Source organism: Modestobacter sp. VKM Ac-2983, assembly GCF_026967885.1.
Classification (GTDB): domain Bacteria; phylum Actinomycetota; class Actinomycetes; order Mycobacteriales; family Geodermatophilaceae; genus Modestobacter.
Genome location: NZ_JAPVBK010000003.1, coordinates 1033125 through 1055303 on the forward strand (window position 1 = coordinate 1033125; position 22179 = coordinate 1055303).

The 22179-nt window shown below is 74.3% G+C and carries 25 protein-coding genes; 22 read left to right on the forward strand and 3 right to left on the reverse strand.

Annotated elements, in window-relative coordinates; translation table 11 throughout:
• The first annotated feature begins 3 nt into the window (after positions 1 to 3).
• The 13 genes from rimM to whiG all read left to right on the forward strand — a co-directional run bounded on the left by rimM (position 4) and on the right by whiG (position 10793).
• Positions 4 to 516 carry a ribosome maturation factor RimM gene (rimM, locus tag O2W18_RS16925; RefSeq protein ID WP_269188608.1) on the forward strand — a complete coding sequence of 171 codons (513 nt, stop codon included), beginning with the start codon at positions 4 to 6 and terminating at the stop codon, positions 514 to 516.
• Positions 513 to 1259 carry a tRNA (guanosine(37)-N1)-methyltransferase TrmD gene (trmD, locus tag O2W18_RS16930; RefSeq protein WP_269188609.1) on the forward strand — a complete coding sequence of 249 codons (747 nt, stop codon included), beginning with the start codon at positions 513 to 515 and terminating at the stop codon, positions 1257 to 1259. The genes rimM and trmD overlap by 4 nt, the downstream gene beginning before the upstream one ends.
• Positions 1256 to 1756 carry an NUDIX hydrolase gene (locus tag O2W18_RS16935; protein ID WP_269188610.1) on the forward strand — a complete coding sequence of 167 codons (501 nt, stop codon included), beginning with the start codon at positions 1256 to 1258 and terminating at the stop codon, positions 1754 to 1756. Before trmD ends, O2W18_RS16935 begins: the two co-directional genes overlap by 4 nt.
• A gap of 160 nt (positions 1757 to 1916) precedes the next feature.
• Entirely contained in the window at positions 1917 to 2273 is a 357-nt protein-coding gene (gene rplS, locus O2W18_RS16940) for a 50S ribosomal protein L19 (protein WP_036339817.1), read from the forward strand.
• A 132-nt stretch (positions 2274 to 2405) separates the two neighbouring features.
• Positions 2406 to 3464: a signal peptidase I gene (gene lepB / locus O2W18_RS16945; RefSeq protein ID WP_269188611.1), complete on the forward strand. Its 1059-nt coding sequence runs from the start codon at positions 2406 to 2408 to the stop codon at positions 3462 to 3464.
• 181 nt (positions 3465 to 3645) lie between these two features.
• The gene (locus tag O2W18_RS16950) at positions 3646 to 4356 is read left to right on the forward strand and encodes a response regulator transcription factor (protein ID WP_269188612.1); all 711 of its coding nucleotides are present in this window, start codon (positions 3646 to 3648) and stop codon (positions 4354 to 4356) included.
• A gap of 281 nt (positions 4357 to 4637) precedes the next feature.
• A complete protein-coding gene (locus O2W18_RS16955; RefSeq protein WP_269188613.1) occupies positions 4638 to 5354 on the forward strand; it encodes a ribonuclease HII in 717 nt (238 codons plus the stop codon).
• On the forward strand, positions 5351 to 5671 hold the full coding sequence (locus O2W18_RS16960; protein ID WP_036339823.1) for a DUF2469 domain-containing protein: 321 nt from the start codon (positions 5351 to 5353) through the stop codon (positions 5669 to 5671). The genes O2W18_RS16955 and O2W18_RS16960 overlap by 4 nt, the downstream gene beginning before the upstream one ends.
• A 132-nt stretch (positions 5672 to 5803) precedes the next feature.
• Positions 5804 to 6184 carry a YraN family protein gene (locus tag O2W18_RS16965; protein ID WP_269184226.1) on the forward strand — a complete coding sequence of 127 codons (381 nt, stop codon included), beginning with the start codon at positions 5804 to 5806 and terminating at the stop codon, positions 6182 to 6184.
• Positions 6184 to 7704 (forward strand): YifB family Mg chelatase-like AAA ATPase, encoded by a 1521-nt coding sequence (locus O2W18_RS16970; RefSeq protein WP_269188614.1) that lies wholly within the window; start codon positions 6184 to 6186, stop codon positions 7702 to 7704. Before O2W18_RS16965 ends, O2W18_RS16970 begins: the two co-directional genes overlap by 1 nt.
• A complete protein-coding gene (gene dprA, locus O2W18_RS16975; protein ID WP_269188615.1) occupies positions 7701 to 8894 on the forward strand; it encodes a DNA-processing protein DprA in 1194 nt (397 codons plus the stop codon). Before O2W18_RS16970 ends, dprA begins: the two co-directional genes overlap by 4 nt.
• Positions 8895 to 8988: 94 nt before the next feature.
• Positions 8989 to 9948 (forward strand): tyrosine recombinase XerC, encoded by a 960-nt coding sequence (locus tag O2W18_RS16980; RefSeq protein WP_269188616.1) that lies wholly within the window; start codon positions 8989 to 8991, stop codon positions 9946 to 9948.
• Positions 9949 to 9995: 47 nt separating this feature from the next.
• A complete protein-coding gene (gene whiG / locus O2W18_RS16985; protein WP_269188617.1) occupies positions 9996 to 10793 on the forward strand; it encodes an RNA polymerase sigma factor WhiG in 798 nt (265 codons plus the stop codon).
• A gap of 111 nt (positions 10794 to 10904) precedes the next feature.
• Here the strand turns inward: whiG and O2W18_RS16990 are convergent, their stop codons facing one another.
• Positions 10905 to 11438: a DUF4262 domain-containing protein gene (locus tag O2W18_RS16990; protein ID WP_269188618.1), complete on the reverse strand. Its 534-nt coding sequence runs from the start codon at positions 11436 to 11438 to the stop codon at positions 10905 to 10907.
• A 35-nt stretch (positions 11439 to 11473) separates the two neighbouring features.
• Positions 11474 to 11998, reverse strand: coding sequence for a murein hydrolase activator EnvC family protein (locus tag O2W18_RS16995; RefSeq protein ID WP_269188619.1), 525 nt, complete (start codon positions 11996 to 11998; stop codon positions 11474 to 11476).
• Positions 11999 to 12336: 338 nt separating this feature from the next.
• Between O2W18_RS16995 and rpsB the strand changes: the two genes are divergently transcribed.
• The 9 genes from rpsB to O2W18_RS17040 all read left to right on the forward strand — a co-directional run bounded on the left by rpsB (position 12337) and on the right by O2W18_RS17040 (position 21637).
• Complete coding sequence (gene rpsB / locus O2W18_RS17000) at positions 12337 to 13353, forward strand: 30S ribosomal protein S2 (RefSeq protein WP_269188620.1); 1017 nt, start codon at positions 12337 to 12339, stop codon at positions 13351 to 13353.
• Positions 13354 to 13479: 126 nt separating this feature from the next.
• Complete coding sequence (tsf, locus tag O2W18_RS17005; RefSeq protein ID WP_269188621.1) at positions 13480 to 14295, forward strand: translation elongation factor Ts; 816 nt, start codon at positions 13480 to 13482, stop codon at positions 14293 to 14295.
• Positions 14296 to 14455: 160 nt separating this feature from the next.
• Positions 14456 to 15217 carry a UMP kinase gene (gene pyrH / locus O2W18_RS17010; RefSeq protein ID WP_269188622.1) on the forward strand — a complete coding sequence of 254 codons (762 nt, stop codon included), beginning with the start codon at positions 14456 to 14458 and terminating at the stop codon, positions 15215 to 15217.
• 92 nt (positions 15218 to 15309) lie between these two features.
• Positions 15310 to 15867, forward strand: coding sequence for a ribosome recycling factor (gene frr / locus O2W18_RS17015; RefSeq protein WP_269158941.1), 558 nt, complete (start codon positions 15310 to 15312; stop codon positions 15865 to 15867).
• Between the two features lie 293 nt (positions 15868 to 16160).
• The gene (locus O2W18_RS17020; RefSeq protein ID WP_269188623.1) at positions 16161 to 17105 is read left to right on the forward strand and encodes a phosphatidate cytidylyltransferase; all 945 of its coding nucleotides are present in this window, start codon (positions 16161 to 16163) and stop codon (positions 17103 to 17105) included.
• A gap of 65 nt (positions 17106 to 17170) precedes the next feature.
• Positions 17171 to 17854 carry a TrmH family RNA methyltransferase gene (locus tag O2W18_RS17025; RefSeq protein ID WP_269188624.1) on the forward strand — a complete coding sequence of 228 codons (684 nt, stop codon included), beginning with the start codon at positions 17171 to 17173 and terminating at the stop codon, positions 17852 to 17854.
• Positions 17855 to 18224: 370 nt separating this feature from the next.
• Complete coding sequence (locus O2W18_RS17030; RefSeq protein ID WP_269188625.1) at positions 18225 to 19655, forward strand: hypothetical protein; 1431 nt, start codon at positions 18225 to 18227, stop codon at positions 19653 to 19655.
• 93 nt (positions 19656 to 19748) lie between these two features.
• Positions 19749 to 20927: a 23S rRNA (adenine(2503)-C(2))-methyltransferase RlmN gene (gene rlmN, locus O2W18_RS17035; protein ID WP_269188626.1), complete on the forward strand. Its 1179-nt coding sequence runs from the start codon at positions 19749 to 19751 to the stop codon at positions 20925 to 20927.
• 2 nt (positions 20928 to 20929) lie between these two features.
• Positions 20930 to 21637: a VIT1/CCC1 transporter family protein gene (locus O2W18_RS17040; RefSeq protein WP_269188627.1), complete on the forward strand. Its 708-nt coding sequence runs from the start codon at positions 20930 to 20932 to the stop codon at positions 21635 to 21637.
• Between the two features lie 59 nt (positions 21638 to 21696).
• Here the strand turns inward: O2W18_RS17040 and O2W18_RS17045 are convergent, their stop codons facing one another.
• A complete protein-coding gene (locus O2W18_RS17045; protein WP_269188628.1) occupies positions 21697 to 22017 on the reverse strand; it encodes a DUF2631 domain-containing protein in 321 nt (106 codons plus the stop codon).
• Positions 22018 to 22179: the final 162 nt, after the last annotated feature.

Below are 22179 nucleotides of genomic sequence, written 5' to 3' on the forward strand. Positions count from 1 at the left end.
GTGGTGGTCGGCCGCATCGGCCGACCCCACGGTGTCCGTGGTCAGGTGACCGTCGAGGTGCGCACCGACGACCCCGACCTGCGGTTCACCCCGGGTGCCACGTTGCTCACCGAGCCCGGCGCACGGGGGCCGCTGACCATCGAGGCAGCCCGCTGGCACAGTGGCACGCTGCTGCTGACCCTGGTGCAGCCCGACGGCACCGTGGTCGCCGACCGCGAGGCGGCCGACGCGCTGCGGAACACGATGCTCCTGGTGCCCGTCACGGCCCTGCCGGAGCTGGAGGACCCCGACTCCTTCTACGACCACCAGCTGGTCGGGTTGGCCGCCGAGCTGCCCGACGGCTCCCCGGTCGGTGAGGTGACCGGCGTGCGGCACGAGGGCACCGAGCTGCTGGTGCTGCGCCGTCCCGAGGGCGGGGAGCTGCTGGTGCCGTTCGTGACCGCGATGGTCCCCACCGTCGACCTCGCGGCCGGCCGGCTGGTCATCGACCCGCCCGAGGGGCTGCTCGACCTGTGACGTTCCGGATCGACGTCCTGACGATCTTCCCGGAGTACCTCGCCCCGCTGGGCCAGTCGCTGCTGGGCAAGGCAGCGGACAAGGGACTGGTCTCCGTCGGCGTCCACGACCTGCGGCAGTGGACCGACGACGTCCACCGCACGGTCGACGACTCGCCCTACGGCGGGGGGCCGGGCATGGTCATGCGCCCGGAGCCCTGGGGGAGGGCGCTGGAGGCCGTGCGCCCTCCCGGCACCCGGCTCGTCGTCCCCACGCCGGCCGGCCGGCCGTTCACCCAGGCGGTCGCCGCCCAGTGGGCCACCGAGCCCGGGCTGGTCTTCGCCTGCGGCCGCTACGAGGGGATCGACCAGCGGGTCGCCGGCTGGGCCGCCGAGGGTGGCCCGGTCTCCGAGGTCTCGATCGGCGACTACGTGCTCGCCGGCGGGGAGTCTGCGGTGCTGGTGATGGTGGAGGCGGTCACCCGGCTGCTCCCGGGGGTCGTGGGCAACGCCGAGTCGGTCGAGTTCGACTCGCACGCCGACGGGCTGCTGGAGGGCCCCTCCTACACCCGCCCGGCGAGCTGGCGCGGGCATGAGGTGCCGCCGGTGCTGCTCTCCGGTGACCACGCGGCGATCGCTCGCTGGCGGCGCGCCGAGTCGCTGCGCCGCACCGCCGACCGCCGTCCTGACCTGCTCGCCGGGTTGCCGGACGGGGCGCTGACCGCCGCGGACCGGGCGGCGCTGGACGCGGACCCCCAGACGTGACCCCCGGCGTCTGGGTCCGCCCGTCGGCCCGCGTCCTGGTGCTCGACCGCCGGCAGCGGGTGCTGCTCTTCGGTGGGCGCGGGCTGCAGCCGCGCACCGAACCCGGCGACGTGGAGTACTGGTTCACCCCCGGCGGTGGCGTCGAGGACGGCGAGGACCTGCGGGCGGCGGCCGTGCGGGAGCTGGCCGAGGAGACCGCCCTGCTGGTCGAGCCGGCCGTGCTGGAGGGCCCGGTGTGGCTCCGCCGCTGGCAGGGCCGGTGGGGCGACACCCTGCTGGACTCCCGGGAGACCTTCTTCGTGCTGCGCGACGTGGTCCACGACGTCGACGTGAGCGGGCGCACCGAGCTCGAGCGGCAGCTGGACGAGCCGCACCGGTGGTGGTCGCTGGACGAGATCGCCGACAGTCCGGAGACGTTCGCCCCACGGGACCTCGCGGCGGCTCTGCCGGGAGTGCTCAGCGGCCCGTGGACAGGGCCGCCACGCATCATCGACTGAAGGTGTGGCACAGTAGTGAGCTGCTGCAAGCTGTCGGCTCATCCCGACGGTGGCTCTGCACCCGGACCGGGTCGTGGAGCGCAGCCACCCGGTACGGATGCACCGGGACACCGCTGCCCGTACCACGACGACTTTCCCGCTAGGACTGAGGACTGCTGCGATGAACACCCTGGACGCCCTCGACGCCGCGTCGCTGCGCGACGACATCCCCACCTTCCGGCCCGGGGACACCGTGAAGGTGCACGTGCGTGTCATCGAGGGCACCCGTGCCCGTGTCCAGGTCTTCCAGGGCGTCATCATCCGTCGCCAGGGTGGCGGGATCCGCGAGACCTTCACCGTCCGCAAGGTCAGCTTCGGCGTCGGCGTGGAGCGCACCTTCCCGGTGCACACCCCGGTGGTGGAGAAGATCGAGGTGCTCACCCGCGGTGACGTCCGCCGGGCGAAGCTGTACTACCTCCGCGAGCTGCGCGGCAAGGCCGCCAAGATCAAGGAGAAGCGCGAGGTCGTCAGCCGCTGACCTCCAGCGATTCCACGACCGGGCCGGCTGCACTCGCAGCCGGCCCGGTCGCGTTCGTGGGGCAGTGCGCCCCGCCCCGGCTGCTGGGCGGTTCCCCGGACGTGCCGGACGGCGGACCGTACGCTGGTGCCGATGAGCACGCACGGGCCCGCTGAAGCCGCCGACGCCGGGGCTGCCGGGCGTCCCCCCGCCGACCAGAACACCGCCGCCGACGCGACGGCCCCGACCGGGTCCGCGGCTGCCGGCCGGCGCCGTGGGCGCGAGCAGGCCAAGAAGGGGTCCCTGCTGCGTGAGCTTCCGGTGCTGCTGGTCATCGCCTTCGTGCTCGCCCTGCTGGTGAAGACCTTCCTGGTGCAGGCGTTCTTCATCCCGTCGGGCTCGATGGAGCAGACGCTGCACGGCTGCACCGGCTGCACCGGCGATCGGGTGCTGGTCAACAAGGTCCCCTACTGGTTCGGCGAGCCCGAGCCCGGCGACATCGTGGTGTTCAAGGGTCCGGACAGCTGGTCCCCGGAGATCGCCGTGGAGGAGCCCACCAACTGGTTCACCGGCGCTGCCCTGACCCTGGGCCGGGCGATCGGGGTGGCCCCGCCCAGCGAGGACGACTACGTCAAGCGGGTCATCGCCACCGAGGGCCAGACCGTCGAGTGCTGCGACCCGCAGGGGCGGGTCGTGGTCGACGGCGAGCCGCTCGACGAGCCCTACATCCACCAGGACTCCCCGCTGAACACCGGTGGATCAGGTGGGCGGGAGTTCCGGCCGGTGACCGTGCCCGAGGGGCGGCTCTGGGTGATGGGCGACCACCGCTCGGCCTCTGCCGACTCCAAGCAGCACATGGACGACCAGTACTCCGGCACCATCGCCGTCGACGACGTCATCGGCAAGGCGGCCCTGATCGTCTGGCCGCTCGACCGCTTCACCCTGCTGGACAGCCCTGACATCCAGCCGAGCCAGGTCGAGGCAGCGGGCGCCGTCGGGCCGGAGCCGGCACCGGTCCAGGACACCGCGGCCCTGGCGGCCCCCTACCTGCTGGGCTTGGGGGGCGCGCTGCCGCTCACCGCCTGGCGCCGGCGGCGCCGTTCCCGCGGCGCCCGGCTGACCGGGCCGTCCCGTCGTCCGCCACGCACCGGCTGGCGTCGGGTACGGCGGCCGGCCCAGACGCGGCCCGGCCGGGAGTCGCACACCGACTGAACCGAGGCGGCCGGGGGTGGCCGTCGAGTCGCCGCGCCGTGGGCCCACCGCCGGCTGTCCTGCTGGTTTCGGCATGATCTGTGCGCGTTTCGGCACTCTTCCCGAGAAGTTGTTCAAGCTCTCCGTTCACTCGTCCGATGGACAAGCAGAGAGTCACCGAACTTCGGACGGAGAGTCACCCGTGTCTACCCCCATGGCCAGCACGCCCCGCGGCGTCACCCGCGTCCTGATCCTCGCCGACGCCCCGGTCCTGCGCCGTGGGCTGGTCGGCATGATCAACGAGACCGCCGGCATGCAGGCGGTGGGCAGCCCGGGGGAGCCGCGCCGTGCGCTGACCCTGGCCGAGGCCGCCCGCCCTGACGCCGTGGTGGTGGAGCTGGGCACCGGGCGGGCGGCGACGCTGAACGCGGTGCGGGACCTGCGTCGCCGGTTCCCGCAGCTGGCGGTGGTGGCCCTGGCCACCTCGGAGGACCCGGGTGTGGTGAACGAGGCGCTGGCGGCCGGGGTGCGCAGCTATCTGCTGATGAACACCTCTCCGACGCTGCTGGGTTGGGCGGTGCTGGCCGCGCGGGCGGGGCGGACGGTGGTGGACCCGCAGATCCGTCGTGGGGAGGGGGCGGAGGTGCCGGTGTCGCGGGAGCTGACCCCGGAGGTGCCGTTGACCCGCCGGGAGTCCGATGTGCTGGATGAGTTGATCCAGGGGCAGTCGAACCGGGCGATCGGGAAGAACCTGTTCATCTCCGAGGACACGGTGAAGTCCCATGTGAAGGCGATCTTGCGGAAGCTGGGTGCCCGGGACCGGGCGCACGCGGTGTCCCTGGTGCTGTCGGCGCGCAACCCGGGCTGCTCCTGCGGGGCGCACCGGCTCACCGAGGCCACCGCCGAGGTCTGACCCGCAGGTACTGCCACGGTCCGCGCCTCAGGGGCGCGGTCCGCGATGGACCGCCGGAGCGGGCTCCGCTCCGGCCGGCCGGTCGGACCGGCGTCCGCGCCGCTGACCAGCCGCCCCGAGCCGGTCCCTGTTCCCCCAGGGATCGGCTCGTGGTGCGTTGTCAGGGTCCGACCAGCCCGGACTCGCCCGGGTGGTCTCCGGGGGCCAGGGGAGCGACGTAGGGTCGGCAGGCGATGGCCGTTCGACCTGGTGCTGCAGACCCCGCCGACGACCTCTGGGCGATGGAGCGATCCCTCCGCCGCCGGGGGTTCGCCGCCATCGCTGGGGCGGACGAGGCCGGGCGCGGTGCCTGCGCCGGTCCGCTGGTGGCCGCCGCGTGCGTGCTCCCCGCCGGACGCCGCGGGCGGGTGCCCGGGCTGGCCGACTCCAAGCTGCTCAACGCGGCCACCCGGGACGAGGTCTACGCCGAGGTCGTGGAGCGGGCCGTCTGCTGGTCGGTGGTCGCCATCCCGGTCGGTGAGCTGGACGCGCGCGGCATGCACGTGACCAACATCGAGGCGTTGCGTCGCGCCGTCCGGGTGCTGGAGCCGTGCCCCGACTACGTGCTCACCGACGGCTTCCCGGTCAGCGGCCTGTCCCAGCCGTCGCTCGCAGTGTGGAAGGGGGACCGGGTGGCGGCCTGCGTGGCAGCCGCCTCCGTGCTGGCCAAGGTGACCCGGGACCGGATGATGCTGGAGCTGGACGGGCGCTTCCCGCAGTACGGCTTCGCCGAGCACAAGGGCTACATCACCGAGGCGCACAGCGCCGCCCTCGACGCCCACGGGCCCTGCCCGGAACACCGGATGCGCTTCGTCAACGTCGCACGGGCCCGGGCTGCACACGCCGCGCGGACGCCACCCCTGCCGGTGGTGGGGGCCATGCACGATGATGGACCGGTGCCGCCCGGAGCCCCGGCCGTGGCACTGACGTCCCCGGCACCTATGGAGCACGCGCGATGAGCACCGAGGACCTCGAGAAGTACGAGACCGAGATGGAGCTGCAGCTCTATCGCGAGTACAAGGACATCGTCCGCCAGTTCTCCTACGTCGTGGAGACCGAGCGGCGCTTCTACCTGGCCAACAGCGTCGACCTCCAGGTGCGTGACGCCGGGGGAGAGGTGTTCTTCGAGCTCACCCTCTCCGACGCCTGGGTGTGGGACATGTACCGCCCGGCCCGGTTCGTGAAGAACGTCCGGGTGGTGACGTTCAAGGACGTCAACGTCGAGGAGCTGGACAAGCCGGACCTGGAGCTCCCGGACAACCCGCGCCTGCCCTGATCCACCTGCCCGTCCCCGGGCGCGCCGGCCGTCCTGGGGGAGGTGCGCCGGCCGCCGTCCACAGCGGTGTCCTCCGTCCACAGACCGGTGCACGGTCTGGTCCGGCCGGGCCGCGACGGCGACGGTCGACGGGTGCCGAATCCGCAGAAGTCCCCGCCCGGCCATCGCGCCGCCCTCGGCGCCTACGGCGAACGGGTCGCCGTGCGTGCGCTCACCGACGCCGGTCTCCAGGTCCTCGACCGCAACTGGCGCTGCCGCGACGGTGAGCTCGACGTCGTCGCCCGGGACGGTCAGGCGCTGGTCTTCTGCGAGGTGAAGACCCGCACCGGCACCGGCTTCGGGCACCCGGCCGAGGCGGTGACCGCAGGCAAGCGCCGCCGGCTGCGGGTGCTGGCCCGCGCCTGGCTGGCGGCCCACGACCAGCACGCCCCGGACCTGCGCTTCGACGTCGTCGGGGTGCACGTCCCGTCGTCCGGGCCGGCCCGGGTGACACACCTGCGGAACGCGTTCTGATGGCGCTCGCGCAGACCTGGTCGGTGGGGTTGGCCGGTGTCCAGGGGGCGATGGTCGAGGTGGAGGTCGACCTGGCGCCGGGGGTGCCGACCGTGGCGCTGGTCGGGCTGCCGGACGCCGTCGTGCGCCAGTCGGTGGACCGGGTGCGGGCCGCGCTGCTCAACAGCGGGCACGAGTTCCCGCTGCGCCGGGTGACCATCGGGCTGTCGCCGGCGGCGATGCCCAAGCAGGGCAGCGGGTTCGACCTCGCCCTGGCCGTCGCCGTCCTGGCCGGTGCGCGGGTGGTCCCCGCGGCCGCCGTCCGGCAGCTGGTGCTGCTGGGCGAGCTCGGGCTCGACGGGTCGTTGCGCGCGGTCCGCGGGGTGCTGCCGGCCGTGCTGGCTGCCGCGCGCGCCGGCCACCGGGAGGTGGTGGTCCCGCAGGAGAACGCCGACGAGGCAGGCCTGGTCGAGGGCATCGCCGTGCTGGCGGCCGGGAGCCTGCGCCAGGTGGTCGCCCACCTCGCCGGGAAGGCGCCCCTCCTCCCGCACGTCCGGGCAGCGGCCTCCCCGGCGCCGCCGGGGCCCGATCTGGCCGACGTCGTGGGACAGGCTGCGGGACGACGGGCGGTCGAGGTGGCCGCCGCCGGTGGCCACCACCTGTTCCTCAGCGGTCCGCCGGGCGCCGGCAAGACCATGCTCGCCGAACGGCTGCCCGGGCTGCTGCCCCCGCTGGACGAGCAGGCCGCTCTCGAGGTGACCGCGATCGCCTCCATCGCCGGCACCCTCCCGCCCGGCGCCCCGCTGGTGACCCGGCCGACGTTCGAGGCGCCACACCACTCGGCGACGATGGCCGCGCTGGTCGGCGGCGGCTCGGGCCAGATCCGCCCGGGGGCCCTGTGCCGTGCCCATCGGGGCGTGCTCTTCCTGGACGAGGCGCCGGAGTTCCCCCGGTCGGTGCTGGACACGCTGCGCCAGCCGCTGGAAGGCGGGGCGGTGACCATCCACCGGGCCAACGGCTCGGCCACGTTCCCCTGCCGGGCACAACTGGTCCTGGCCGCCAACCCCTGCCCCTGTGCGAGCGCGGCCGGCGACACGGCCTGCACCTGCAGTGCCCTGGAACGGCGGCGCTACCAGTCGCGGCTGTCCGGGCCGCTGCTGGACCGGATCGACCTGCGCGTCACCCTGCCGCCGGTGACCCGGGCCGCCTGGCTGGACGGCCTGGGCACCCCGGAGTCGACCGCCGCCGTCGCCGCGCGGGTGCAGGGCGCACGGGCGGTGGCGGCCGAGCGGCTGGCCGGCAGTGGCCTGGCGCTCAACAGCCAGGTCCCGGGGCGACTGCTCCGGGAGCGCTGGCCGGTGCCGCGCGCGGCGCTCGCGCTGGCGGAGCGGGCGCTGGAGCGCGGGTCCATCTCGGTGCGCGGCTTCGACCGGGTCGTGCGCGTCGCGTGGACGCTGGCCGACCTCGCCGGTCTGGCCGTGCCCGGCGCCGACCAGGTGGCCGAGGCGCTGGGCATGCGGCTGCAGCGAGCAGCGGCATGAGCGGCACCGTCGAGCCTGAGGTCCGCAGGGCGCGTGCGTGGCTGTCCCGGGCGGTGGAGCCGGGCTCGGTGGCGGCCTGGCGGTTCGTCGAGCAGTCGGGCCCGGTCGCGGCCGCTGCCGCGCTACGGGCCGGTGCGGCCCCGGCCGAGGTCCAGGCGGTGGCCGGTGCCCGGGCGGGAGAGGACACCAGCCTCGACGACCTGCGCCGGGCGGACCGGTGCGGGGGCCGGCTGGTCGTGCCCGAGGACCCGGAGTGGCCGGCGCTGCCGCTGCACTGCCTGACGCTGGCCACCGAGGACGGGCGTGGGCTGGTGGACGGCCGACAGCCCAACCGCACGCTGACGCTGGTGCCGCCGCTGGCGTTGTGGGTGCGCGGCGTGGCGTCGCTGACCGGGCTGGTCGACCGGTCGGTCGCGCTGGTGGGATCGCGCGCCTCGACGGCCTACGGGGAGCACGTGGCCGGTGAGCTGGCGCACGGGCTGGGGGAGCGGGGCTGGACGACCGTCTCCGGTGGCGCGTTCGGCATCGACGCCGCCGCCCACCGGGGAGCGCTGGCCGCCGATGCGCCGACCATCGCCGTCCTGGCCTGTGGGGTCGACCGGGTGTACCCCGGTGCGCACTCGGCGCTGTTCGCCCGCGTCCTCGACGAGGGGCTGCTGGTCAGCGAGTGGCCGCCGGGCTGCGCCCCGCTTCGGCACCGGTTCCTGGTGCGCAACCGGCTGATCGCCGCCCTCACCCGGGGCACCGTGGTGGTCGAGGCGGCCGCCCGCTCCGGCGCCCAGGCCACCGCCAACCGGGCGAGGGAGCTCGGCAAGGCGGTGATGGCCGTCCCCGGCCCGGTGACCAGCGCGATGTCGGTCGGGTGTCACCAGCTCCTGCGGGAGACCGAGCGGCCCGTGGCGCTGGTGACCTCGGCGGCCGAGGTGCTGGAGGCGGTGGGCCGGGTGGGCGAGGACCTGGCGCCGCCGGTAGAGCGGGTGGACGCACCGGGTGACTCGCTGTCCGACGTCGCGCGGCGGGTGCTGGACGCCTGCCCGGTCCGGCTGGGCGTCCCGCCCGAACGGCTGGCCGCGGTGGCCGGGTGCTCGGTGGTCGACGTGCTGCGGGTGCTGCCGGCCCTGGAGCTGGCCGACCTCGTCGAGTGGACCGGCACCGGCTGGCGGGTGCGCCGGCAGCCGAGGAGGGGGTGAGCCGGCCGGGTGACGTCGTCCGCCGGGAGATCACGGTCCCCGGTCTGCGGCGCGCCCGGTTGACCGGCCCGCTCCGCCGACGGACCCTGCGCCCATGGCCACCGGGACTGCGCAGCTGCGCGCAGCGCTGCCACCGGCGCTCGAGGAGTCCCTGGCGGGCTGGGAGGAACACCTGCGCCTCGAGCGGGACCTGTCCGAGCACACCGTCCGCGCCTACGTCGGCGACGTCGTCTCGCTGCTGGACCACCTGGTCCGGCGCAGCGGCAGGACGGTCGCCGACCTGGACCTGGCGACCCTGCGCAGCTGGCTGGCCCACGGGCGGACCCGGGGGGACAGCCGGTCCACCACGGCCCGCCGAGCCGCGTCGTCGCGGTCGTTCACCGCCCATCTGCGCCGCAGCGGTCAGGTCGCCGAGGACGTCGGGCTACGACTGGCCAGCCCGCGCGCCCACCGCACGTTGCCCGGGGTGCTCGGCGCGGGCCAGGCACGTGCAGTGCTCGAGGAGGTGGCGCGCCCGTCGGCCGAGGAGGAGACCCCGGCCGAGGCGGCGCTGCGGTTGCGCAACGTCCTCGTCGTCGAGCTGCTCTACGCCACCGGGGTGCGGGTCGGCGAGCTCGTCGGGCTGGACGTCGACGACGTCGACCGCGGCCGCCGCCTGCTGCGGGTGCTGGGGAAGGGCCGCAAGGAGCGGAGCGTGCCCTTCGGCGCTCCCGCGTCCGACGCCTTGGAGACGTGGCTGACCCGCGGTCGCCCGGTGCTGGCGACGAGCAGCAGTGGCCCGGCGCTCCTGCTCGGCGTGCGCGGCGGCCGGCTGGACCCGCGGGAGGCGCGCCGGGTGGTGCACGCGGCCGTCGCGGCCACGCCGGGGACCCCGGACATCGGCCCGCACGGGCTTCGCCACTCGGCGGCCACGCACGTGCTGGAGGGCGGCGCCGACCTGCGGAGCGTCCAGGAGCTGCTGGGCCACGCTAGCCTCGCGACGACGCAGGTCTACACGCACGTGACCGTCGAGCGGCTCCGGGCGGTCCACGCCCGCGCCCATCCCCGGGCATGAGGACGGCGTCGGTGCATGGACAACAGAGTTCGAGCGGGGGAGTGCAGGTGTCTGAGGCGACGGTCCGGCAGGTCGGTGCGAGTGAGGACCCTGACGCCCACGTGATCGAGCTGTGGTCGCGGTACGTGCAGGGCCGGGACACCGGGCTGCGCGACCGGCTGATCCTGCACTACGCACCGCTGGTCAAGTACGTGGCCGGCCGCGTGGGCAGCGGGCTGCCGGCGCACGTCGAGCAGGCGGACCTGGTCTCCTACGGGACGTTCGGGCTGATCGACGCGATCACCCGGTTCGAGCCCGAACGGGAGATCAAGTTCGAGAGCTATGCGATGGCCCGGATCCGTGGCGCGATCATCGACGAGCTCCGGTCCACCGACTGGATCCCCCGCTCGGTCCGGATGAAGGCCCGGCAGTACGAGCGCACGGTCGCGGCCCTGGAGGCCAAGCTCCAGCGGAGCCCGACCGACGAAGAGGTCGCCGACGAGATGGACATGGACGTCGAGGAGATCCGCAAGTTCCTCGGCCAGCTGTCGCTGGTCAACGTCGTCGCCCTCGACGAGCTGCTCGTGGACGACGACGGCTCCGCCCCGCGCCTGGGTGACACGCTCAAGGACACCAGTGCGTTGGACCCGCAGGCGATGGCCGAGCACGGCGAGGCCCGGCAGCTGCTGGCCCGCGCCGTCGAGCAGCTCCCCGAGCGGGAGAAGGTCGTCGTCAGCCTGTACTACTTCGAGGGCCTGACCCTCGCTGACATCGGCCGGGTCCTTGGGGTGACCGAGAGCCGGATCTGCCAGCTGCACACCAAGGCCGTGCTCCACCTGCGCACCAAGCTCGCCGACATCGCCTGACGGCGGACATCGCCTGACCTGGTTCGGGTCCCGCGCGCGGGACCCTCCTGCCGGTCCCCGGACCGTGCGCTCGTCCAGGGCGCGGTCCGGGGACGGCGGGGGAGAGCCGGCTCAGTCGCCGGTCGGCTCCTCACCCGGCAGCGGCCCCAGCAGCGGCTGGGCCTCCGGCGGGTTCCGGTGGCCCTCCTGCCAGGGCAGTCGGCCGGTGGAGTCCGGCCAGACCAGCTGGAGCACCGCGATGGAGCCGTAGAACTGCTCGGCGACCGCGAGCCGTGCGGTGTCCTCGACCGCCAGGAAGACCACCGGGGAGTCCGCGTCGGTCAGCCCGGTCGTGGCCGCGCCCGGGCCGAAGCGGGCGCCGGCGCGCACTGCCTCGCCCACCAGGTTCAGGTACTTCTCCGCGGCCGGGAACGGCAGGCCCACGACGATCACCTCCGGGTGACCCAGCGCGGTCAGCCCCACGGTGTGCGACCACCGCGGGTCACCGGGGCTGCCCCCACCGCCGTGCAGCACCGCCCAGCCGAACCGGTCGACCACCCGCTGCAGGTCCTCCAGCACCTGGCCGGCGTCCTGGTCCGGGGCCTCCTGGTCCGGGGCCGGCTGCTCGATGGGCTGTTCGGGGGCCTTCTTCCGTCGCCAACGCACGCCCGGACGGTAGCGCCGTCCCGGCGGTCGTGGGGTCACTGCCACGGGAGCAGCCGCACCCGTGGCGGGCGGAGGAGCAGGAGCGGGTCCAGGTAGGTCTCCCCGCGACGCAGGCCCCAGTGCAGGCAGGCGTCCACCGGGCAGCCGGCGTGCCCGGCCACCAGCACGCCCAGCGGTGAGCCGCGGGCCACCGGCTGACCGGCGGCCACCCCCGGGGTCACCGGCTCGTACGTCGTCCGCAGCCCGTCGGTGTGGTCGACGCTGACCACCGGCCGGCCGGCGACCATCCCGGCGAAGGCCACCACCCCGTCGCCGGCAGCGAGCACCTGCCCGTCCACCCTGCCCGCCAGGTCCACGCCCCGGTGCCCGGCCGCGTACGGCGTCGCCGGGGCGTCGAAGGGCCGGCTGACCGTGGGCGCACCGGGCAACGGCCAGGTCCAGAGTGCGGCCGGTGGCCCCGACCCGGTGGGGGAGGGGACCGGAGCAGCTGCCGCTGTGGGGAGGCCGGTCAGCAGGCCGGCGACGACCAGTACGGCGAGGAGGGCGCGGGGGGCGGGCACCCCCAGGAGGGTGGCGCCAGACGGCGCCCTGGACCGGTGGGAGCCGGCGCCTGTGGAAGCCGAGGGCCGCTGGGGACGACCCGGTCGGACGACGGTTGCCCAGGGCGTATGCTGATCGATGCGGTCCGCCTCCGGCGGATCGACTTCGCGTGTCCTCTTCCCGCTGCTCGTGCACCTGGCGAGCTCAGCGGGGCAGTCGTCACCTCGGTCCCGCCTCTCCGGCGGGTTCGGTGGCGCGGCTGGACACCAGGGCGGCGCACCTCCCGGTGCGTCCGCGACAACCGAGCAGCGCGGCGTGGCCCCTGGCCGCCCGCGCACGAGAAGGAAGGCGGCGCCACGTGGCAGTCGTCAGCATGAAGAACCTGCTCGACAGCGGCGTCCACTTCGGGCACCAGACCCGTCGCTGGAACCCGAAGATGAAGCGCTTCATCTTCACCGAGCGCAACGGCATCTACATCATCGACATCCAGCAGACGCTGGGTTACATCGACCAGGCCTACGAGTTCGTGAAGCAGACCGTCGCCCACGGCGGTTCGATCATGTTCATCGGGACCAAGCGCCAGGCGCAGGAGGTCATCGCCGAGCAGGCGACCCGCGTCGGCATGCCCTACGTGAACCAGCGCTGGCTGGGCGGCATGCTCACCAACTTCCAGACCGTCTACAAGCGGCTGGAGCGCCTCAAGGAGCTCGAGGACCTCGAGCAGACCGGCGCGCTGGTCAGCCTCTCCAAGAAGGAGCAGCTGGTCCTCTCCCGTGAGAAGGCCAAGCTCGAGCGCTCCCTCGGCGGCATCCGCGACATGAAGAAGGTGCCCAGCGCCGTCTGGATCGTGGACACCAAGAAGGAGCACATCGCCGTCGGCGAGGCTCGCAAGCTGAAGATCCCGGTCGTCGCGATCCTCGACACCAACTGTGACCCCGACGAGGTCGACTACAAGATCCCGGGCAACGACGACGCCATCCGCAGCACCGCGCTGCTGACCCGCGTGATCGCCGACGCGGTCGCCGAGGGCCTGATGGCCCGCTCGGCGGCGCAGGCCAACGCCGGTCGTGGCGAGGACGGCGCCGAGGCACCGGCCGGCGCCGAGCCGCTGGCCGACTGGGAGCGCGAGCTGCTGACCGGTGGCGCCGCTGACGCCGCCGCCCCGGCTGCCGAGGCCGTCCCGGCCGTCGCCACCGAGGCCGAGGCCGCCCCGGCTGCCGCCACCGAGGCCGAGGCCGCCCCGGCTGCCGCCACCGAGCTGCCCGAGGCCCCGGCCGATCCCCCGACCGTCACGGCCAACGAGGTCGCCCCGGTCGAGGGCGTCCCCGCCACCGGTGACCAGTCCACCGGTACCCAGGGCGCCGAGAACGGCTGACCGGTCGGCGCCGCTGCTCCCCGCCTGAGTGCGGGGAGCGGCGGCGCCGCCGTCTGTCCGGCCTCCGGCCGGCACCTCCACTCGCGGGGTCCGCGCCCCGCACCACCACCGATCAGAGGAAGTGACATGCCTGCTTTCACCGCAGCCGACGTGAAGCGTCTCCGTGACGCCACCGGCGCCGGCATGATGGACTCCAAGAAGGCCCTGACCGAGGCCGATGGCGACTACGACAAGGCCATCGAGGTCCTGCGCGTCAAGGGCGCCAAGGACGTCGGCAAGCGCCTGGAGCGCTCGACCACCAACGGCGTGGTCGTCAGCCGGGACGGCGCCCTGCTCGAGCTCGACTGCGAGACCGACTTCGTCGCCAAGAACGCCGACTTCGTCAAGCTCGCCGAGCGCCTGCTCGACCTGGTCGTGGCCGAGAAGCCGGCCGACGTCGACGCGCTGATGGCCACCCAGGTCGACGGCCAGTCGGTCGCCCAGCTCATCGAGTCCGAGTCGGCCCGCATCGGCGAGAAGCTGGTGCTGTCCCGGTTCGCCGTCTTCGAGGGCACCACGGCGGTCTACCTGCACAAGCGGGCCACCGACCTGCCCCCGGCCATCGGCGTCGCCGTGCAGTACTCCGGTGGCGACGCGGACGCGGCGCGTTCGCTGGCGATGCACATCGCCGCCGCGCGTCCGCGCTACCTGACCCGCGAGGAGGTCCCCGCGGAGGCCGTGGAGACCGAGCGTCGGGTCGCCGAGCAGACCGCGAAGGAGGAGGGCAAGCCCGAGCAGGCGATCACCAAGATCGTCGAGGGGCGGGTCAACGCCTACTTCAAGGACTTCGTCCTGCTCGAGCAGCCCTCGATCACCGAGCCGAAGCGCACCGTCAAGCAGGTCATCGCCGACGCCGGCCTGACCGTCGACCGGTTCGCCCGGTTCGAGGTCGGCCAGGCCTGAGCTCGACCTCCGAGGCCTGAGAGCTCTCAGCCACGGAACACCCACCGGCCCCGTTCTCTCCAGGACGGGGCCGGTGGCCTGTCCGGACCCGCCGCCGGGACACCTGTGCGCACCGGATGCGGCAGGATCGACACACCCGACACCGAACCGAGGAACGCCCGTGACCGTGCTGAAGTCCGCGCCCACCGCCTTCGCCCCGCTGGACGGCTCCGGCTACGACCGGGTGCTCCTGAAGCTCTCCGGTGAGGCATTCGGGGGCGGCAAGGTCGGGGTCGACCCGGTGATCATCCGGGCGATCGCCGAGCAGCTGGCCGCCGTCGTCGGCTCGGGGACCCAGGTCGCCGTCGTCGTCGGTGGTGGCAACTTCTTCCGCGGTGCCGAGCTCTCGCAGGCCGGCATGGACCGCGGCCACGCCGACTACATGGGCATGCTCGGCACGGTGATGAACTGCCTGGCCCTGCAGGACTTCTGCGAGAAGGCCGGGCTCGAGACCCGGGTGCAGACCGCGATCACCATGGGCCAGGTCGCCGAGCCCTACATCCCGCGCAAGGCGATCCGGCACATGGAGAAGGGCCGCCTGGTCATCTTCGGAGCCGGCGCCGGGATGCCGTACTTCTCGACCGACACGGTCGCCGCGCAGCGCGCCCTGGAGATCGAGTGCCAGGTGCTGTTGATGGCCAAGAACGGCGTCGACGGTGTCTACGACGACGACCCGCGCACCAACTCCGCGGCCACGATGTACACCGATCTGGACTACGGCACGGTGCTGGCCAAACAGCTCAAGGTCGCCGACGCCACGGCCATCAGCCTCTGCATGGACAACCAGATGCCGATCGTCGTGTTCAACCTGTTGCGCGACGGCAACATCGCCCGCGCGGTGGCAGGTGAGAGGATCGGCACGCTGATCAGCGCCCAGGCCTGACCGGCCGGACGTCGACCGGGGCGGCGCACGCCGGGTGCCGCCCCACCCGCTCACCGCACAGACCCGACAGCTGCCGCAGGAGGAGAAGACCCGTGATCGACGACACCCTGCTCGATGCCGAGGAGCGGATGGACAAGGCCCTGTCGGTCGCTCGCGAGGACCTCGGTTCCGTTCGCACCGGCCGCGCCGCGCCGTCCATGTTCAACAAGATCTTCGTCGACTACTACGGCGCGATGACCCCGGTCCCGCAGATGGCCTCGATCACCGTGCCCGAGGCGCGGATGGCGGTCATCAAGCCCTACGACGCCACCCAGCTGCAGGCCATCGAGAAGGCGATCCGCAACTCCGACCTCGGTGTGAACCCCACCAACGACGGGTCGCTGATCCGGGTGGTCTTCCCCCAGCTGACCGAGGAGCGCCGCCGTGACCTGGTGAAGATGGCCCGGTCCAAGGGCGAGGACGCCAAGGTCTCGATCCGCAACGTGCGCCGTCGGGCCAAGGAGGAGCTGGACCGGATCAACAAGGACGGCGAGGCCGGCGAGGACGACGTGCGCCGCGCGGAGAAGGAGCTCGACGACCTCACCGCCGCGCACGTCGCCAGCATCGACGAGGCGATGAAGAACAAGGAGACCGAGCTCCTGGACGTCTGAGTCCACCGCCTCACGCCGCCGTGACCCGCGACCCGCACCGCCCCGAGCCCCTCGGCTCGGGGCGCCAGCCTGCCCGCGCCCGGACCGGGAGCGCCGACGGGTCGGGCGGCGGCACAGGGGGCGGCCCGGCCGGTCGGCACGACCCTGAGACCGGGCCGCTGGTCAGGATCGGCCAGCCACCGGTGCCGTCGCGGCCTGCGGCCCGACCGCCCGGGCCCCGGCCCGGACCGGTCTCGGGGCCGCCGACCGAGGGCCTGCGCTGGGACGACGAGCGCCCCGACCCCGTTGCCCCGGTGCCGGTCGACCCGGCGGCCGAGGAGGCGGGGCGGGAGCCCGCGGACGCCCCGCTCACCGCGGTGCCCGATGCCCTGGGGACCGAGGTCACCGGAGAGGCGCCGCAGGACACCCCGAGTGGCGCACCGCGGGCCGTCGGCCGGGCCGGCCGGGACATGGCCGCCGCGGTCGGTGTCGGGTTGGCGATGGGTGCGGTCGTCTTCGCGACGCTGCTGCTCTGGCGGCCCTCGTTCCTCGTCATCGTCACCGCCGCCGTCCTGATCAGCGTCGTCGAGCTGAGCGGGGCGCTGGAGAAGGGCGGTCATCGGCCGCCGCGGACCCCCGTGCTGGTGGGGGCGGTGGTGATGGCAGCCCTGGCCTGGACCCGCGGTCCCACGGGCCTGGTCATCGCCTTCCTGCTGACCGTCTTCGCCGTGCTGCTCTGGCGGCTGGGCGACGGGCCGGTCGGGTACCTGCGCGATGCGTCGGCCGCGGTCTTCGTCGCCCTCTACGTGCCGCTGCTGGCCGGGTTCGCCGTCCTGCTGCTCGTGCCCGACGACGGCGCGGCCCGGGTGCTGACGTTCATCGGCACGGTGGTCTGCAGCGACGTGGGCGGCTTCGCTGCAGGCGTGCTCTTCGGGAAGCACCCGCTGGCCCGCACGGTCAGTCCGAAGAAGTCCTGGGAGGGGCTGGCCGGGTCGGTCGCGGCCTGCGTGCTCATCGGCACGCTGCTGATCACGCTGGTGTTCGACGGGCCGTGGTGGGGGGGCGTGCTCTTCGGCGTCGCCATCGCCGTGACCGCCACCCTGGGCGACCTGGGGGAGTCCCTGATCAAGCGGGACCTGGGCATCAAGGACATGGGCGACTTGCTGCCCGGCCACGGCGGTCTGATGGACCGGATGGACTCCCTGCTGCCGTCGGCTGCGGTGGCCTGGCTGATCCTGTCGGTGGTCGCGCCGGTCTGACCCGGCGGTGGTCCGGGCCGGCCGATCGGTACGGCCGGTCGGGACGGCGTGGCAGCATCCCGGCGGTGATCGAGGCGACGGACGGGCAGGGGGCGGACGGGGAGGTGCCCGGTCCGACCGAATGGGGTGGGTCGGTCGGCGTCGGCCCCTGGGCCGGTCCCTGGCCGACCGATCCGCGGTACGACCGCGAACTCCTGGCCGAAGGTGATCGACGGAACGTGGTGGACCGCTACCGGTACTGGCGCCTGGAGGCGGTGGTCGCCGACCTGGACGCACGGCGGCACCCGTTCCACGTCGCCATCGAGAACTTCGAGCACGACCTGAACATCGGCACGGTGGTGCGTACGGCCAACGCCTTCCTGGCGGCGGAGGTGCACGTGGTCGGCCGCCGGCGGTGGAACCGGCGGGGGGCCATGGTCACCGACCGCTACCAGCACCTGCGCCACCACTCGGACGTCGGCGGGCTGCTCGAGCACGCGGCGGCCGAGGAGCTGACCGTGGTGGCGGTGGACAACGGCCCCGGGGCTGTCCCGCTGGAGACGGTCTCGTTGCCACGACAGTGCGTCCTGTTGTTCGGCCAGGAGGGCCCCGGTCTCACGCCGGCGGCCCGGGACGGCGCAGCGCTCACCGTGTCGATCGCCCAGTTCGGCTCGACGCGGTCGCTGAACGCCGGTGTGGCGGCGGGGATCACGATGCACGCCTGGATCCGGCAGCACGCCGACCTCGGTGCGGTGGCTCAGCCCGACTGATCGCCCGGCCCAGCCGCGCGGGTCGACCGCCGGGCCCGCTTCCCCGGCGAGGCAGAGCGTAATGTGACCGGTCGATCACGTCGCGCCTACCGGATGGGCAGACTCCGCTCCGGCAGCATGGCCGGTCGGGTCTGGTGTCCGGGCTCGGCCACGACCGGTGGCCGAGACGGTGACCGGCCGGGGAGGGGTGGCCGTGGCGTCGGGCCGACTGCGGGGTGACGAGTCGCCTCAGGACCAGACGCCGTCCCCGGTGGACGGCCAGGAACAGCCCGTTTCGGCGAGCCCGGGACCCGGTGCGTCCACGACCGGTGATGACGCGACCGATGCCCCGGAGCCGGTGGTACCGGCGCCCATCGCTCCCGAGGCCGCGGTGCCCGAGGCCGAGGCGGCGGACGTCGCGAGTCCGGTGGCCGAGGTGCCGGACCTGGCCCGCCCGGCCGCCGACGAGCCCGTGGGCCATCCAGCCACCGGCCATGCGGCGACCGGGCAGGGGACGGCCGACGACGCCCCGTGGGATGAGGCATGGCTGCCGCAGTGGGTCCACGCCGGGCCGGTGACGAACGGCGTGGTGCCGACCGAGGACTCCGACGTGCCCTCTGGGCCGACCCCCGAGCCCCTGCTGCCCCTCGACCGGGAGGACCTGACCCCGTGGGCGCCCGCCGAACCGGGCACGGACCTGCACGAGGCCGCCTCCACCGCCGACGACGACCATGCGCAGGTCGCTGCCTGGGCCGCTGACATCGCGGCCGCGGAGGCACTGGCCGCCGCCGCCGCTCCCGGCACCCGCGTCGCTGCGGCCGAGGCACCTCCGGCGGTCCGGACCCCACCGAGCCCCTCTCGTCGGCGGCGGTACCGCGTGCTGCTCCCGGCGGCGGTGCTCGTCCTGGCGGGGGTCGTGGCCGGCTTCACCCTGCCCGGCGGGTCGGACGGTGCGGGGCCCTCGGTCGCGGCCGTGCAGCGGGACACCGACCAGCGGGCTGCGCCGACGACGTCGAGCCGACCGCCGACGGTGCGGCCGGGCGGGGTCCCTGCACCGGACGTCGGCGCCGGCGTCGTGGAGCCGCCCGTCGCCACGGCCCCGACCGGGTCGCCGAGCGCCGCGGCGGCACCCCGCCCGCGGACCGCCTCGACCCTGTCGACCTCGGCGGTCCGGGACCGGGTGCGGCAGGTGGTGGCGGCGCCGCGGTCCCGCGTGCAGCCACGCGTTCCTGCGGGCTCCGCCGTGCAGCCGCGGCCGGCACCCTCGATGCAGCCTGCCCCGAACGCGACGGCGCCGGACGGCCCCGCTCCGATCGTCACCGGCCCCGCCCCGACCGCGACCGACCCGGTCGGCGAACCGACGCTGCCGGACGGCGACTGCCCGGTGACTGCACCAGAGGACAGCGAGACCCCGGACGAGACCCCGGACGAGGGCACCGACGACCCGGCCGCCGACGTGCCTGTCGACGTCCTGACCGCGGCGTGTGCGCCGGTGGGCCCCGACCCGCAGGCGCCCGATCCGGACGCGACCGACCCGCAGGCCCCAGGTCCTGGGGGCACCGACCCGCAGGTCCCGGATCCGGAGGGCACCGACCCTGGTGATCCCCAGGTGCCCGGTGGACCCGGGGACGGGGCGTCCGGCGGGGGCGGGGTCGTGCCGCCGACGGCCGCCCCCGACCCGACCTCCACCCCGACGGCGACCCCGACCCCGACCCCGACCCCGACCGTGAGCTCGGCGCCGCCGCCGACGGTGACGACATCCCCGACGTCCGGAGCACCTGACCCGACGGCGGCGCTGGCCGAGGCCCTCGGCCGGAGCTGACGGGCGCGGCGTCCCACGGTTGCTCCCGGGGAGCGATGTCACCCTCCACCGAGCCACCTCCAACGGCCCGGTGGTGGGAGCATGGGTCTCGTTATGACTGCCCTGCCCCTGGTCTTCGATGCCCCCCGCCGCACCAAGCCGCCTCGGCACCTCGCCGACCTGACCCGTGCGGAGGCCCGCGCGGCGATCGTCGAGCTGGGTCAGCCGGCGTTCCGTGCCGACCAGCTGGCCCGGCACTTCTACGCCGGGGTCACCGACCCGGAGCAGATGACCGACCTGCCGGCCGCCTCCCGTGCGGAGCTGACCGCTGCGCTGCTGCCGGGGCTGTTGACCCCGGTGCGCCACCAGTCCGCCGACGGCGGCCGCACCCGCAAGACGCTGTGGCGTCTGCACGACGGGGCCCTGGTCGAGAGCGTCCTCATGCGCTACCCCGACCGCGCCACCGTCTGCATCTCCAGCCAGGCCGGCTGCGGGATGGCCTGCCCGTTCTGCGCGACCGGCCAGAGCGGCCTGACCCGCAACCTCTCCGCGGCCGAGATCATCGGCCAGGCGGTGGCCGCGGCCGCGGCCATGGCCAACGGTGAGATCCCCGGTGGCCCCGGCCGGCTGTCCAACGTCGTCTTCATGGGCATGGGCGAGCCGCTGGCCAACTACGCCCGGGTGCGCAAGACGCTCGACGCGCTGCTGACCCCGGCACCGCACGGGCTGGGGCTGTCCCAGCGCGCGGTGACCGTCTCGACGGTCGGTGTCGTCCCGGCCATCCGGAAGCTGACCGAGGAGGGGCTCAACGTGACCCTCGCGGTCAGCCTGCACGCCCCCGACGACGAACTGCGTGACGAACTGGTGCCGATCAACACCCGCTGGAAGGTCGACGAGGTGCTGGGCGCCGCCGACGACTTCGCCCGCCGCACCGGTCGCCGGTACTCGATCGAGTACGCGCTGATCCGGGACATCAACGACCAGCCGTTCCGGGCCGACCTGCTCGGGAAGCTGCTGGGGAAGCGGCTGGCGCACGTGAACCTGATCCCGCTCAACCCGACACCGGGCAGCAAGTGGGACGCCAGTCCGCTGCCCGCCCAGCGGGAGTTCGTCGCCCGGCTGCGCGCCGCGGGGGTGCCGACCACGGTCCGCGACACCCGCGGCTCGGACATCGACGGGGCGTGCGGGCAGCTGGCCGCCGCCGACCAGGTCGACGGCGTGCCGAGCATCGCCGTCCCGGTGCCGGGCATCGAGGAGGGCGTGCCCCTCGGGGCCGAGTCGGACCAGGGCTGACCGTGCTCCCGGAGGCGGAGGCGCACGAGCACAGCCACGCCGACGTCTCCGGTGGCTGGTTGCGGGCCGCCGTCTTCGGGGCGATGGACGGCTTGGTGACCAACACCGCCCTCGTGGCCGGGGTCGGTGCCGGGGGGGCCGCGGCGCAGACGGTGCTGCTCTCCGGGGTCGCCAGCCTCGTCGCCGGGGCGATCTCGATGGCGCTGGGCGAGTACACGTCGGTGACCACCCAGAACGAGCAGCTCGAGCTGGAGGTCGCCAAGGAGCGCGGGGAGCTCGAACGCAACCCCGAGGGGGAGCGGCACGAGCTGGTCGCCCTGCTGCTCGCCGGTGGCGTCGACGACGACCTCGCCGAGCGGGTGTCGGTGCAGCTGTCCCGCGACCCGGAGACGGCGCTGCGGCTGCACGTCGTCGCGGAGATGGGGCTGAGCCCGGAGGACACGCCGTCGCCGAAGGTGGCTGCGCTCTCCTCGTTCGTGACCTTCTCGGTCGGCGCCGCGGTGCCGCTGCTGCCCTACCTGTTCGGGCTGGACCTGCTGTGGGTGGCGCTGGTGTGCGGCGGGGTCGGTCTGGCGGTGGCCGGTGCGCTGTCCTCGCGCTTCACCCCCCGGCCCTGGTGGTGGTCGGCGCTGCGCCAACTCCTGTTCGGGGCGTTGGCCGCCGGCACCACCTACCTGATCGGCAGTGCGATCGGCGTCGCCGTCAGCTGAGGCTCGACGAGGGGCCGCTCAGCCGGTGACCGGACCTCGCGATCGGCCCAGCGAACCACCTATCGGGAGCGCCAGGCGTTCTTCCGCCGGCGGACGTCCCACAGCAGCATGCCCACGAGTGTGAAGGCGAAGCCGAGGATCCAGAGGTTCTCGACACTGCCGTCGTGGTTGCCGAACAGCAGGGCCAGCAGGGCCAGCACCATCAGCCAGCCGGTGATCCGCCCGACCCGGCCGGTCTCGGCGTGCCAGCCCCAGTCCGCGGGGTGCTCGTCGTGGATGGGCGACTCGCCCGGACGGACGATGCCCTCCTCCCGTCGGGACTGCTCGACCACCCCGGCGTTCGTCTGGTGACCTTGTCCCCGGCCGCTGTGCTCACTCACTTGGCATCCTCGCTGGCGCTCGTCGCCGCGGTCGCGGCACTGCTCTGTTCGGTGTGAGGGCACTCGCCGCTCATTCCCCATGATGCCAGGCGCGCCGGCCGGGCACCTGGCGGGCGCGCGGGTCGGACCCGGCGCCGGTCTGCCGCACGCTCCGGCCGGTCC

Bases quoted from the DNA above. Each gene is read 5' to 3' on its own strand.
- rlmN (WP_269188626.1), top strand. From the start codon at position 19,749: ATGACTGCCCTGCCCCTGGTCTTCGATGCCCCCCGCCGCACCAAGCCG.
- dprA (WP_269188615.1), top strand. From the start codon at position 7,701: ATGAGCGGCACCGTCGAGCCTGAGGTCCGCAGGGCGCGTGCGTGGCTG.
- rplS (WP_036339817.1), top strand. From the start codon at position 1,917: ATGAACACCCTGGACGCCCTCGACGCCGCGTCGCTGCGCGACGACATC.
- O2W18_RS16970 (WP_269188614.1), top strand. From the start codon at position 6,184: ATGGCGCTCGCGCAGACCTGGTCGGTGGGGTTGGCCGGTGTCCAGGGG.
- tsf (WP_269188621.1), top strand. From the start codon at position 13,480: ATGCCTGCTTTCACCGCAGCCGACGTGAAGCGTCTCCGTGACGCCACC.
- lepB (WP_269188611.1), top strand. From the start codon at position 2,406: ATGAGCACGCACGGGCCCGCTGAAGCCGCCGACGCCGGGGCTGCCGGG.
- O2W18_RS16955 (WP_269188613.1), top strand. From the start codon at position 4,638: ATGGAGCGATCCCTCCGCCGCCGGGGGTTCGCCGCCATCGCTGGGGCG.
- O2W18_RS16960 (WP_036339823.1), top strand. From the start codon at position 5,351: ATGAGCACCGAGGACCTCGAGAAGTACGAGACCGAGATGGAGCTGCAG.
- O2W18_RS16980 (WP_269188616.1), top strand. From the start codon at position 8,989: ATGGCCACCGGGACTGCGCAGCTGCGCGCAGCGCTGCCACCGGCGCTC.